This is a genomic window from Nostoc sp., from assembly GCF_036917535.1.
GTDB lineage: Bacteria > Cyanobacteriota > Cyanobacteriia > Cyanobacteriales > Nostocaceae > Nostoc.
The window spans coordinates 19122-32003 of sequence record NZ_JBALDA010000029.1; the positions used below are offsets into that span (position 1 = coordinate 19122).

General features: G+C 40.1%; 11 protein-coding genes. 4 read left to right on the forward strand and 7 right to left on the reverse strand.

Translation table 11 applies throughout. The features are described from left to right. Position 1: 1 nt before the first annotated feature. Positions 2-1150, reverse strand: a complete 1149-nt coding sequence (locus V7K56_RS09310; RefSeq protein ID WP_334909749.1) for a DUF711 family protein — start codon at positions 1148-1150, stop codon at positions 2-4. A gap of 221 nt (positions 1151-1371) precedes the next feature. Here V7K56_RS09310 and V7K56_RS09315 point away from each other — a divergent pair, with 221 nt between their 5' ends. Then, positions 1372-2640 (forward strand): tetratricopeptide repeat protein, encoded by a 1269-nt coding sequence (locus tag V7K56_RS09315; protein ID WP_334909751.1) that lies wholly within the window; start codon positions 1372-1374, stop codon positions 2638-2640. Positions 2641-2758: 118 nt separating this feature from the next. On the opposite strand, the gene V7K56_RS09320 is transcribed toward V7K56_RS09315, so the two are convergent. Then, positions 2759-3592, reverse strand: a complete 834-nt coding sequence (locus V7K56_RS09320) for a PEP-CTERM sorting domain-containing protein (RefSeq protein WP_334909752.1) — start codon at positions 3590-3592, stop codon at positions 2759-2761. Positions 3593-4319: 727 nt separating this feature from the next. Between V7K56_RS09320 and argS the strand changes: the two genes are divergently transcribed. The 3 genes from argS (at position 4320) to V7K56_RS09335 (ending at position 7311) form a co-directional block, all read left to right on the forward strand. Then, a complete protein-coding gene (gene argS, locus V7K56_RS09325; protein ID WP_334909754.1) occupies positions 4320-6122 on the forward strand; it encodes an arginine--tRNA ligase in 1803 nt (600 codons plus the stop codon). Positions 6123-6232: 110 nt separating this feature from the next. Beyond that, the gene (locus tag V7K56_RS09330; RefSeq protein ID WP_334909756.1) at positions 6233-6796 is read left to right on the forward strand and encodes a Uma2 family endonuclease; all 564 of its coding nucleotides are present in this window, start codon (positions 6233-6235) and stop codon (positions 6794-6796) included. An 8-nt stretch (positions 6797-6804) separates the two neighbouring features. Continuing rightward, a complete protein-coding gene (locus V7K56_RS09335; RefSeq protein ID WP_334909758.1) occupies positions 6805-7311 on the forward strand; it encodes a cobalamin biosynthesis protein in 507 nt (168 codons plus the stop codon). Between the two features lie 5 nt (positions 7312-7316). Here V7K56_RS09335 and V7K56_RS09340 read toward each other — a convergent pair whose 3' ends face one another. The 5 genes from V7K56_RS09340 to V7K56_RS09360 form a co-directional block, all read right to left on the reverse strand. Then, the gene (locus V7K56_RS09340) at positions 7317-7670 is read right to left on the reverse strand and encodes a phage holin family protein (RefSeq protein WP_094347683.1); all 354 of its coding nucleotides are present in this window, start codon (positions 7668-7670) and stop codon (positions 7317-7319) included. A gap of 611 nt (positions 7671-8281) precedes the next feature. Further along, positions 8282-9277: a peptidoglycan-binding domain-containing protein gene (locus V7K56_RS09345; RefSeq protein WP_334909760.1), complete on the reverse strand. Its 996-nt coding sequence runs from the start codon at positions 9275-9277 to the stop codon at positions 8282-8284. Positions 9278-9387: 110 nt separating this feature from the next. Next, positions 9388-10659 (reverse strand): M16 family metallopeptidase, encoded by a 1272-nt coding sequence (locus tag V7K56_RS09350; protein WP_334909766.1) that lies wholly within the window; start codon positions 10657-10659, stop codon positions 9388-9390. A gap of 93 nt (positions 10660-10752) precedes the next feature. Further along, a complete protein-coding gene (locus V7K56_RS09355) occupies positions 10753-12018 on the reverse strand; it encodes a M16 family metallopeptidase (RefSeq protein ID WP_334909762.1) in 1266 nt (421 codons plus the stop codon). A 321-nt stretch (positions 12019-12339) separates the two neighbouring features. Beyond that, the gene (locus V7K56_RS09360) at positions 12340-12633 is read right to left on the reverse strand and encodes a type II toxin-antitoxin system RelE/ParE family toxin (protein WP_334909764.1); all 294 of its coding nucleotides are present in this window, start codon (positions 12631-12633) and stop codon (positions 12340-12342) included. Positions 12634-12882 lie beyond the last annotated feature (249 nt).

A 12882-nucleotide genomic window follows, 5' to 3' on the forward strand; every position in this document is an offset into this window, starting at 1 on the left:
TTTAGTCAACCGTAAATATTTTACAATCTACGAGATATGGGGAATTGAATGTAGTCATTTCCCCAGCTTTTTTATTTGGAATTGGAAATAATCGTGCTGATAGTGGTTTATCTAACTTGATGGCTAAAGTTGCCATATCAATTAATAAAGCTGTAATTTTTTCTATTGTGATATCACCTGGAATCGGAATTGTATCCAGTCCACAGCCACAAACTGCTGAATATAATAATAAATTTGTAATATTATATGTTTGCTCATTAGCTCTGGTAGCTAGTCCAACATCTTCACAAACTGGAAGCATCAGTCCAGAATAACCACAGATTTTTACTGATACATTTTTCAATACACGAGTCAGCATCCCAGAAATTGCAAGAGTTCCTGAATGACCAAACTTGCCATTCATCAATTTTTCATAAGCAAAAGCAATACTATTTTCTTTGTCTAAAGATGGAGCTAGAGATGTATCAATTCCTTTATATATAACAGCAAATTTATCGGAGATTTTTTCAGCAATAACTGCAATTTTATTTAATTCTAATTCTAAAAGTAATTGCAGGTTTTGCTCTGCTATAAGAATATTTTTAGCTTGTGAAAATGCTTGCATTACCAAATCGCCTAACTCTAAACCTATAGCAAAAGATGTATTGCCTGTATGGTATGCCGTAGGAAAAAATGGGATATCTGGCTGGCAGTTTGCCCATGCACAAAATTGAAAGTTACCATAGCCATTTTCACTTTCTTGGGAAATACGTTTAATAGCTTTGGCAGATTCTTTAGCATTCTCAAAAATTATACCGTTTTCACTATCCCCAATTTTGCTAGAGCAATAAATAATTGATGTATTTTTATTGATATCTGGAATTATATCTATAGTTTCAGATTTACTGGCATAACCAATATTGAAAAAGCTGATATTCAAACTTTGACAAAGTTGTTCTAGAGCTTGAATTTCATTGATAATTTCGATTTTAGACAAGCTTTGTAGATATTCTTCCCAGCTATTAGTAGCAATCCTGGTTGTTTGAACTTCATATCCTTGTTTTTCAAACAAAATCTGCACCTGCTGATTAAACTCAGCAGCTTGCTTAATTTTTTCTTGATATTGTAGAGATTGAATTGATATACCTGTTGTAATAGTTCTAATTTTCATTAGTATAAATAATTAGTGATATTTTAATTAAACTTAACTCTAGAATTTGGAAATGTACAACATTCTATTGGATAAATTTCATTTATAACAACTTAGGGTAGTGTGTTGGTTTTATTTCACAAAAAATATGAAATATACTTAAAATATGAAGGTGAGTGCATAGGTTAGGCTACAAACAAGCCTGCTGGAATTCAATGAACTGAATCAACCAAACAAATGTCATGAATGACGAATTCTACAATAGAGGATTGGAAAAGGCTAGGCGCAAAGATTACGCGGGAGCAATTGAGGAATTTAACCATACTTTAGAACTGACACCTTACTTTAGCGAAGCTTATTTGCAACGGGGTTTAGCACATTATGACTTAGGCGCAATTCTGAAAGCTGTTTCAGATTATACCGAAGCCCTGAAACTGAATCCTGAGAGTGTAGAGGCATATTATTGTCGGGGATTGGCTAGGGTAGCGCTGAAAAATTTACCGGGGGCGCTAGAAGATGTTGAACGTGCGATTCGTCTCAATCTTAATTATGCTGCTGCTTATAATCTGCGGGGAATGGTGCGGCGCAAACAAGGTTATATTCAAGATGCGATCGCTAACTTTAAAAAAGCTGCTGGGTTATATATAGAGCAACAAGACAAAGAGAATTGTCGTCTTTGTCTAGAACGAATTAAACAGCTACAACCTAAAGAATTACCTGTCCTTGAGCAATCGCATTCCAGTAATGCGCCAATTTTATCCACCAATGATTATTTCACGCAATTATTAGAAAAGGCTGAAAAGGGAGATACCCAAGAGGCACTCGCCGATTTGAACTGGGTATTAAAAGCCGATCCGCAAGATGCCCAAGCTTACTGCTGTCGTGGGGTTGTACGTTGTAAAATCGGGAATTATCGAGAAGCGATCGCAGATTTTAATCAAGCATTACGACTAAATTTTCAAGATGCCATTGTCTACCGCAACCGCGGTAGAGCACGTTCTATCTTAGGAGATCATCAAGGTGCGATCGCTGATCTTAACCAAGCAGTCCAGATGCAACCCGAAGATGTCTTAGTTTATATTGCTAGAGGTAATGTTTATCGGGCAACGGGCAATTATCTCGGTGCAATTCAAGATTACACGCAAGCGCTGCAAATCAATTCGGATGATGCTCAAGCTTACTACAATCGCGGCACTGCCTATACTTGCTTAGAAGAAATACAAAACGCCGTGGAAGATTATCAACGGGCGGCGAGTATCTTTTGCGAACAAGAAGACTGGGAAAATTATCAACAAGTCTTAAGTAGCCTAGAAAAAATTCAGAAATTTAGTCCAGAGTCAAAAAAGCAAAAATATCACCTGTTACGTCAGCGACTTTTACGAATGGTTGGGGGATATTGGGAAATTGCTGAACGATTGATTCAGCAAATCCAAGATTATCATCCTGGGATGTCAGACGAGTGGTATTTGCAAAAAGTGATTGATGATTTAGAACGCGATCGCAATAGATAAATATAAACATCACTATAATAAAATCACCCGTATAAAATGTACGGGTGAAAATGCGATTGCTCGCTTGTTATTTTTGAATGAAACTAAACGTACCCTATATTAAGCACCGTTTCCAAGTTTAGTTAGAAGTGCGACTTTGACGGCGACGACGCAATCCAAACATACTAACTGCTCCCACCGCAAACATTGATAGGGTAACAGATGGTTCAGGAACGGTAGCACCAACTAATGCTTTAACATTTGCCTCACCGACATCAAGAACAACGACAACATCATTAAAGTCGCGATCAGAACCTTCGTTCCACTTACCAGTTGCAGAATCTACCCCTGAAGCGTGTAAACCACCGTATAAATCCTCGAATGCCAAAAGGATGTAGTTGTTATAAGCATAAGCAACTGCATGCTGTAGTTTGTCAGCATTAGAGGCAGTATCAGTACCAAAAATATTGGCAGAGTTGCCACGGCCTAAACCATCGGCTCTCAACCATAAGTCTAGTTGAGTACCTCCGGCAATATTACCAACTTTGACTCCATCACCTAGTTTTAGTGCGTTACCGCCCCAGCCGCCAACACATCCATTTCCTTCACAAGAAATATCATTAAAAAGCAGTCCAGACTTATTAGTAGCCCCTGTAGCTTCAAAGGCTAACTGGTTTCTATAACCTGCACCCTCATTAATAAAGTAAACAGAAACATCATGGTTGTATTTTAGGTTTAATTTACTGGGGTCTAATTTTAATTGTCCGCTGTTTGGAAGGGCAACACTTTCTGCTTGGACAAATTGTTGGAAAGGAGTGTCGTTAAAACCAGTTTGGGACTTATTATATATAGTTGGTTGAGTCCAAGAGTTATTCCAATTAAAATTAGCAGCAGATGCAGTTTCTACTTTGGAAACTAACCCGGTTAATGTAGCTGTAGCGGCAATCAAGGCTGTGAATAAATTAGGTTTCATCTTATGACCCATTAAGTAAGACAAACAATTTAGATAATGCTTTTTGAGCAGCTATCTCTCTTCAGTTGTCTCTCACTTCTAACAGCTACACTTCTGCGAAGTCAATCTGTTGATTCACTTTTACTAGTATATTTAAATAGCTCTTTATTTAAAGTATTTTTACTGAAGAAAACCTATTGTTTAAAGTGCATTACACTGTCAAAAGGACTTAGTAATTAAGCTTTTATATTATGAAAATTTCATGAAAAGTTTATCCTGTTTATGAAAATCAGATGTACGATTTCTCTACTTAAAAGCTAAAAGCTTAATCTATAGGAATTTTCATTTAAATGAGGTAGATAAGTAATAGTGCGTCGTCATCCGTATCAACTGAGCCAAGGCTTAGTTAATATGCTGCTATGCAAACAGAGTTGATCTCCGTACTTACGTTGGGAAACGTAGTAATCTATCAAATCAATGAAACTTGCATAAATAAGTTTAGTCTTTGTTTTAAGCGCTCAAGTGCTTACTACGTACTATGCCTTCGTTAACTTGATTAACTAGTAGTCTGTCAAAATCGACTTCGGTATCGTCAGAATCTATAAGTTATGCCAAGGATGGGAGACAATTTAAGGGGGTTGTACCTTAAAATAACAGTCTTTGCTTAGACTTGATGAATATCTTTTAAGGTTAAAATAATCAAGCTTTTCCAGAGCTACATTCCCCCTTTCACAGATAAAATCTATATATGAACGCTACACAAGAAAAACTAAAAATTCTCTTAGAGCAGGCTTTAATCGAGGCTTTTGGCGCTGACTTGGCTGGAGTAGATCCAATTTTGGTTCCTGCTAGCAACCCTAAATTTGGCGATTATCAGGCGAATGTGGCTTTATCCCTGAGTAAAAAGTTAGGAAAGCAACCAAGAGCGATCGCAGGTGCGATCGTTGAGAAACTAGACGTATCCGAAATCTGCGAACCGCCGGAAATTGCTGGCCCAGGATTTATCAATCTCAAACTGAAAACAACATACTTAGAAGCACAACTAAACGCAATTCAAGCCGATCCCAGACTGGGGGTTCCAGCTGCGAAAACGCCGAAGCGGGAAATTGTGGATTTTTCCAGTCCGAATATTGCCAAAGAAATGCACGTCGGACACTTGCGTTCAACGATTATTGGTGATTCCATCGCCCGGATTTTAGAATTTCAAGGACACGATGTACTACGGCTAAATCATGTTGGTGATTGGGGTACGCAGTTTGGAATGTTAATTACTCATCTTCGTGAATTTGATTCTGAAAATGATTCCTTTTGGAATAGTCTATATTATGAGGCGAATGATCAACCGGGTTTCATTAACTCTCCCTCTATAAATATAGGAGACTTGGTTCAGTTTTACAGAGAAGCTAAGAAAAAATTTGATGAAGATGCTGATTTTCGAGAAAGATCACGTAAAGCAGTAGTAGAACTACAATCTAATGAGTTACCAGCAAAACACGCTTGGTTTTTTCTTTGTGAAGCTTCTCGAAAAGAGTTTCAAGTAATTTATGAGTTGCTAGATATCAAGTTAACTCTACGGGGCGAATCTTTCTACAACCGCTTCCTACCAAAAGTTGTGGAAGATTTAGAAAAATCTGGGTTACTGGTAGAAAACCAGGGGGCAAAATGTGTTTTCTTGGAAGGCTTTACAAATAGAGAAGGTGAACCTTTGCCTTTAATTATCCAGAAATCAGATGGCGGCTATAACTACGCCACAACAGATTTAGCATCTCTCCGTTACCGGATTCAGCAGGATGAAGCAAAACGGATAATTTATGTAACCGATGCTGGACAAGCAAACCACTTTGCTCAAGTTTTTCAGGTAGCACGCAGAGCCGGATGGATACCTGATAATGTGGAATTAGTGCACGTGCCCTTTGGGTTAGTGTTAGGAGAAGATGGTAAGAAATTCAAAACTCGTTCTGGGGATACTGTGCGGTTACGGGATTTATTAGATGAAGCTGTTTCTCGTGCCTATGCTGACCTCAAAACTAGATTACAAAAAGAAGAACGTCAAGAAACTGAAGAATTTATTAATGAAGTTGCTAGAGTAGTGGGAATCAGCGCAGTTAAGTATGCAGACTTAAGCCAAAATCGCACGAGTAACTACATCTTCAACTACGACAAAATGCTGGATCTCAAAGGTAATACTGCACCTTATATGCTGTATGTTTATGCGCGGATTCATGGAATTAGTCGCAAGGGTGATATTAACTTTAAAGAGTTGGGAAATAATACCGTTTTGTTGCAGCATGAAACAGAATTAACGCTTGCAAAATATTTACTTCAACTGGATGAAGTTATTAGTAGTGTAGAGCAAGACTTGCTGCCCAATCGTTTATGTGAGTATTTGTTTGAACTGAGTCAGAAGTTTAATCAATTCTATGATCGCTGTTCCATACTACAAGCAAAGGAACCGCAGCGCACATCCCGTTTAGTTTTATGTGATTTGACTGCTAGAACTCTGAAACTGGGATTATCTTTGTTGGGAATTCAGGTATTGGAGAGGATGTAATATTTTTTTTACGCATAGGTAAGCAAAGGAAGAGTTAAGTAAAGTTGATTTTTTCTTTGTATCCTTTGCGGGTTGTTAATTAGAATTGCTGGATTTGGAGGCGATCGCTTATGGTACGGACACCATCAAAAAACATAACTTTGGCAGAGTTTCTAATGTTACCAGAAACAAAACCTGCTAGTGAATATATCGATGGCCAAATTATTCAAAAACCTATGCCACAGGGAAAGCACAGTATAATTCAAGGTGAAATGGTTAGCACTGTCAACTTAACAGTTAAGCCCAAGCGAATTGCTCGTGCTTTTCCAGAACTGCGGTGTACTTTTGGTGGAAGGTCAATAGTGCCAGATATTTCTGTGTTTACTTGGCAAAGAATTCCCCGTGATGAAAATGGTGAAGTTGCCAACGTATTCCAAGCAGCTCCTGATTGGACTATTGAGATTCTATCGCCTGACCAAAGACAAACGAAAGTTACAAAAAATATTTTACATTGCCTGAATTATGAAACACAAATGGGTTGGCTGATCGATTCAGAAGAACAAACAGTATTTGTGTACATCCGCAATCAACAGCCAATCATGTTAGATGAACTAAAAGCTTTACTCCCTGTGCCAGATTTTGCAAGTGAGTTGAGGCTAACGGTGGAAGATTTATTTGGTTGGCTGTTGGAGTAAACCCAATCATGTTAAACTCTGACGAACTGAATAGGAAAATACACCAATTACAACAGGTTTTATGGGTAGGAATCGGTTGTAAACGGGAAACATCATGGCAGCTGATTGATTGGGCAATTGAGAAAGTCTTTCGAGAAAATCAACTTTTTCCAAGTGCGATCGCAGGTATTGCTACCATTGATACTAAAGCTTCTGAAGTTGGCTTAATCAAACTTTGTCGCCTCCGCAATTTGCCTCTAAAAACCTTTTCTGCACAAATCCTTAGCTCTGTCTGTGTCCCCAACCCTGCCACAATTACCGACGATAAAGTAGGTACACCTAGCGTAGCGGAGGCAGCTGCTATGCTTGCAGCCTCTCAACTCACATCGTTGACTGTTTTCCCCTTTACAAACATAGAAGAATTGCGGGTGAAGTTCTTAGTTCCTAAACAAATTTTCCAAATACAAGGGCAACCGGGAGCGGTAACTCTTGCTGTTGCCCAAGCTTTAAATATTAGTACTACAAAAGTTCCCTAATTTTTCTAGTCAACAACTCTCAAAAAATAGTTAATGATACTAGAAACAATTGCTAGGACAATTGAACCTAATAAAGCAGGTAAAAAGCCCTGAATCTCAAAACCAGAACCAGGAGTTAGGACACTTGCCAGCCAAAGAGCTAAGGCGTTAATCACCAATGTAAATAAACCAAAGGTGAGCAAGGTAATTGGAAACGTCAAAATCTGTAAAATTGGTCTAATAAATGCATTAACCAGACCAATTACAAACGCAGCGATTAAGGCAGTCACAAAATTCTTGATAAAGAATCCCGGAACAATATTAGCTGTAATGAATAACGCCACCGCAGTACCGAGCCAAGTTAATAAAAAGTGTTGCATAAGTTTTTTTAGAGGATTTAGCAGTCAGTTTAATTAATTTCACTATTGCCAGTTGTGATTTATAACACGATTAGGTATTGTTTTACTTGACTTTTAAAGTTGCCATCATCTTTCGTCAGCCTAAAATCAATGTAATTTTTTAGTGCTGTTAAGAGAGATACTTCTAATCGGTATATCTTTATCGTATTGCAGGATGTACCGGATTAAATTCATAAAAAATAGTGTTGAGCGTAAAACCTCTACAAAGGTTTCTCTAAGTCGAGAAACCCCAGTGATTAGGGATTTCCAAGAAACAAAGTATCTAGTACAACACGGCGTAAATAAACCACCCCTTCGGGTTCAGCAGTTCCTCATGGGGGAAACCCCCAAGACCGGACTGCCTCACCATTCCAAATCAACGAAACGCTTACGCTGTATTCATTTTGAATTTTGTTAGCGCAGCGTTAGCGAGTCCGCGAGCGTCATTTTGAATTTTGAATTCCGCCTTGCGGTACTAGTTTTGTTCGGTTGACAGCATTCGACTGAGCGCTCATGCCGAAATGTTGCCTGCACCTCTGGTTAAGGACAGGTGAAACGCTACATGTACCAAGTTTGAAGAGTAGGGATACGGGTTAACGCCGCAAAAGAACCTCCCAGGTAGAGCCACCAACTACGCCGTCAGCTTCTAAACCATAGCGCTTTTGTGCAGCTTTCACAGCTGCTTCGGTTGTCTCGCCAAAGTCTCCATCGGCATCACCTTTCAAGAAACCAAGCTTTTTCAGTTGTTGTTGCAACTTAACAACTTCAGAACCACGTAATCCTATACGCAAAATTGGCAATCCTTCTGAGGTGTATTGAATACCAGGAGTTCGTTTTGTAGTTGTATTTGACTGAGTTTTAGTAGTTGATGTAGTACGTTTCGGCGTTTTCTTTGTGCTAGAAGTTGTAGTTTTTCTGGGAGTAGCAGGTCTTGGCTCAGGGTTGCTTGTAACTTGGGTTACAGCTTTTTTTGGGGTAGTAGGTTTTGGTTCTGGTCTAGTCGGAACTTGGGTTACAGCTTGTCTGGGAGGGTTGGGGTTGGGATTTGCTACGTTGGTGAGGTTACTAGCCTGAGTTGGAACAGGAAAATTTGTAGCTGAGTTAAATCTTGGCTGGGATGAAGGGATAGTTGATGCTGCAACTGGTTGATTAGGAAAAAGTCGTTGCCAAGTGCTAGCATCAACAATGCCATCTGGATTCAAGCCAGCTGCTTGTTTAAATCGGGAAACAGCATTAGCTGTATTTTCACTATAAATGCCATCTACTGCACCAGAATAAAAACCCAAAAGTTTCAGAGCTGCCTGAAGTTCAGATACACGTTCGCCTTGGCTGCCAACTTTCAGGCTAGGGCGGTTGATGCTATTTCCAGGATTTACTTGGGCAATCTTTTGTGGCGCTGCTATTGATACTAGAGTCGTTGAGGTAATAAGCAGAGGCGTAGCAAAAAACAAGAGTATTTTAATGGCTGATAAAGATTTAGACCTCTTTGGCCACCAATCCTTTTGCCGTTTTTCCACTTTACAGCGATTTACAGTTGGGTCTAGTAATTTTAAATAACTCAAAATACTTGCTGTCAGGCTGCTTTGCATGGAATTCACTCCCAGAATATTCTCATGCTAATGGTACAGCCGCTTGGTCGAAAAAACAGCTGCTGGATTTTACGATATCTCCAACGGGCGTTGCTGCGGCACATTCTCAGTTAGGCGATCGCGCGATTAATTGCTTCTTCTTGACCAACTAAAGACAAGTAAGGCTCTTTTAAATATTTACAAGCTGAAGCGATCGCATCCTTGGCACTCACCGCCGCAACCAATTCTTGAAACTTGGTGTCAAAATCAATTCCTAAGCCCAAAATTTCATACCAACCGTATATCTGAGCAATTTGCCCGTTCGTTTGTTTACCCAAGGCGTATTGGCCCAGGATCTTGTTTTTAGCAGCTTGGAGTGCGCTTTCAGATATTTCGGTGGTACATAATAAATCTACTTCTGTACGCAGTCCTTCTAGGGCAATGCTGGTATTTTCTGGTGCTGTACCCATATAAACTATAAAGGAGGCTGGAAAGAGCCTTGTGGAGTAAAAGGCAGATACTTCGTAAGCTAAACCGCGCTTTTCCCGCAATTCGACAAACAAGCGACTAGAAAGCCCATTTCCCAAGTAGGTACACAGCAACTTCAGGGCGGCGTAGTCAACTGAACTCACCGATGTTCCTAAATACCCAAGCATCACGATTGATTGTTGTGTCTGTACTGGCTTCAGCTTTACCTGCGGTTTTACCTTAATCTCAGGTAAATTCAGTATTGGCAGTACCTGGGCTGGCGCTTGCCAATCAGCAAAAACTTCTTCCACCAACGCTGTTGCATCTGTGGGTGTGACTCTACCAGCAATACTAATTACTACATTATCTGGACGGAAATAAGTTTGGTGATACTCCACTAAATCCTCACGAGTTAAGCGGCTCATGGTGGTTTCATTTCCCAGCACTGACATGGAGTATGGGTGATTTTGGTACATTACCTGCCGCATTTGTTCAAAGGCGACATTGAACGGTTGCTCTTTTTGGGAACGAATATCTTGGAGTGCTAAACGCCGTTCTAGTTCCACTTGAGTTTCGGGAAAAGTAGGCGATCGCAAAATCCGCCCTGCCAATGTTAAAATTTCCCCAAAATCAGATGTCACCGTCTTGAAAGATAGCAAAAAATAATCAGTACCAGCATCTGCACTCAAACTCGCCCCTACAGACTCGACAATTTCTGCAATTTCCAAGCTAGAAAGTCCATCACATCCCTTTGTGATCGCTGCTGATAACAAATGTGCCAACCCTGCTTGCTCCCGGTTTTCGTTACAACTACCAGCACGCACAAAGATTCGCGCTGCAATAATGTCCGCAGCCGGATTTTCTGCCACCAGCACGACAAGGCCATTGTTCAATACAGTGCGATGGATAGGCGATTTTTGCAGCAAGGTTGTCATTTGTCCTACCCTGCGGGAAGCCACTGGCGCGTCTATGTCATTTGTCATTTGTCCTTTGTCCTTTGTCAAAAACTAATGCCCAATGCCCAATAACTAACACGGTTTAAGTACAGTAACCGCGTAATTCTGTGGCGATAGATACTGTTTAGCTAATTTTTGCAATTCTTGGGCATCAAAAGACTGAATCTGCTGGGGATATGTCACAGCTAATTCAGCTTGAGCAATGGTATTGTAATATCCATAAAGCCCTGTAAGTTGATTTGGCGTTTCGGTAGAAAACGCATACTCGTTACATAAAAGTCTGCGTATACGAGCAAGTTCTTGTTCACTAATTCCTTTAGTCTGCAAATCATCCAAATGAGCGCAAATTAAAGACTCAACTTCCTCCAGATTTTCTGGTTCTAACCGGGCAATTATTGTAAATAAACTTGATTCCCGTTGTAGAGAAAAACTACTGCAAATTCCCTGTACCAATTGCAAATCTTCTCGCAAATTACGCACTAAGCGCGAAGTCCGCCCTTGTGCCAATAACACTGACAAAAAATCTAAACCATAGCCAGTACGCATATCTTCTACTCCAGGTACCAGCCACGCCATTAATAATCGCGCTTGCTCTATGCGTGGTAAATACATTTCTTGACGATGAATTCCTGCGATCGCTGGCTTTGTCACTTTCTCAAACTGGGGACAATTCGAGCGTTCGGCAAAATCAGCAAATGAATGATTTACCATTTCCCAAGCTGGTTGCTGGGCTATACCTCCAGCAATTACCACCGTCATGTTTTCTGGCTGATAGTGGGCGTGGTGAAAACAGCGCATTGCTTCTGGCGATTGCTGCATCAGTTCTTGCTCAGTACCCAACACCGAACGTCCATAAGGATGATGCGGATAAATGCTTTGAATTAAAGCTTGAAATCCTATCCAGTCGGAATCGTCCTGACAAGAGCGAATTTCTTCTAGTACCACGTCTCGTTCCCGGCTAAATTCATCTTCTGGAATTGCCGCATTGAGTAGTAGTTCTCCCAAATAGGGCAGAGTCTCTTTTAAATAAGGGGCAGCTGTGGTGAGTGAATAATGAGCATAATCATAGCTTGTCGCCGCATTACTCACACCACCCCGGTTTTCAACTTTGGAATCGAACATTCCAGGGGGTAGCGTCGCCGTACCTTTAAAAATCATGTGTTCTAAAAAGTGCGCCATACCAAACCACGGGTTTGGCTCTAGGCTGGCTCCAGCACGCACCCAAACATCTGCCACAACCACGGGAGTAGTGGGAATTTCTTGATGAATAAAAGTTAAACCACTCTCTAGTCGGAAGACTGAGGCAGGAAATACGGTATTAGTTAGTTGTTTTAACAATTTTTTGTAGTTTTAATCACAATTTAACGCAATTGTGTCATTTTAACTCTGAACGATACCTCATTTAGAATCAAGTTATACAGATTTTGTTTTTACCAGCAAATATCGCTAACTCAGTAGACCCAACTTTTTTGTAAGTCGACAAAATAATAAGGGTTTGTACCCATGTTTCTGAGACTGACAAGAGCCAGCGCAAGCGATCGCAGGAAAACTTTTTTACAACCCCATTGCTCAAAAAACTGTATTATAAATTACTATTTTTAGCGTAGGCGTAGCCCGTCGTAGGCATCGCAGACTTTTCAGTTAACTGATTATCGGCTTTTATTGTAGCCTACCACGCCATTTCTTTGGATCTTGAAAAGAGTGGAAAACTGCATAGACAGTGTCCAAATATTCATAGAAAACAACGTAAGGGAAACGCCGAATTACAGCCCTTCGATAGCTTTCGTGAACTACCTGATACATTTCTGGATTTCGCCGAATGAACTGAATACAAGCATCTACACAACGAAGAAATTCTTCACCCAAACCAAGTTCTTGCTCTTCATACCAGATACAAGCCAAAGCCACATCTTGTTCCGCCTCTGGCAGAATAATCAGATTTCTAAAGACCATAGTGTCTATTACGAATTCGCTCCTTACAGCAGTTTTCATGTATTTGAACCACACCTGTCGTAGGGGCGCAAGACCTTGCACCCCTACTGCGTGGTCTATTTACTTGAAAATAGCTGTAACTTCTTCCCAGGAACTACCTGAGTTATGCCTTTACTAACGGGACTTAAACAAAAAAGAAAGCCAAAAGAAGGTATGATAATTTAGCAGTATAGCTTTTACGTTAAAGCCACACCAGATCAAAGAGACAAC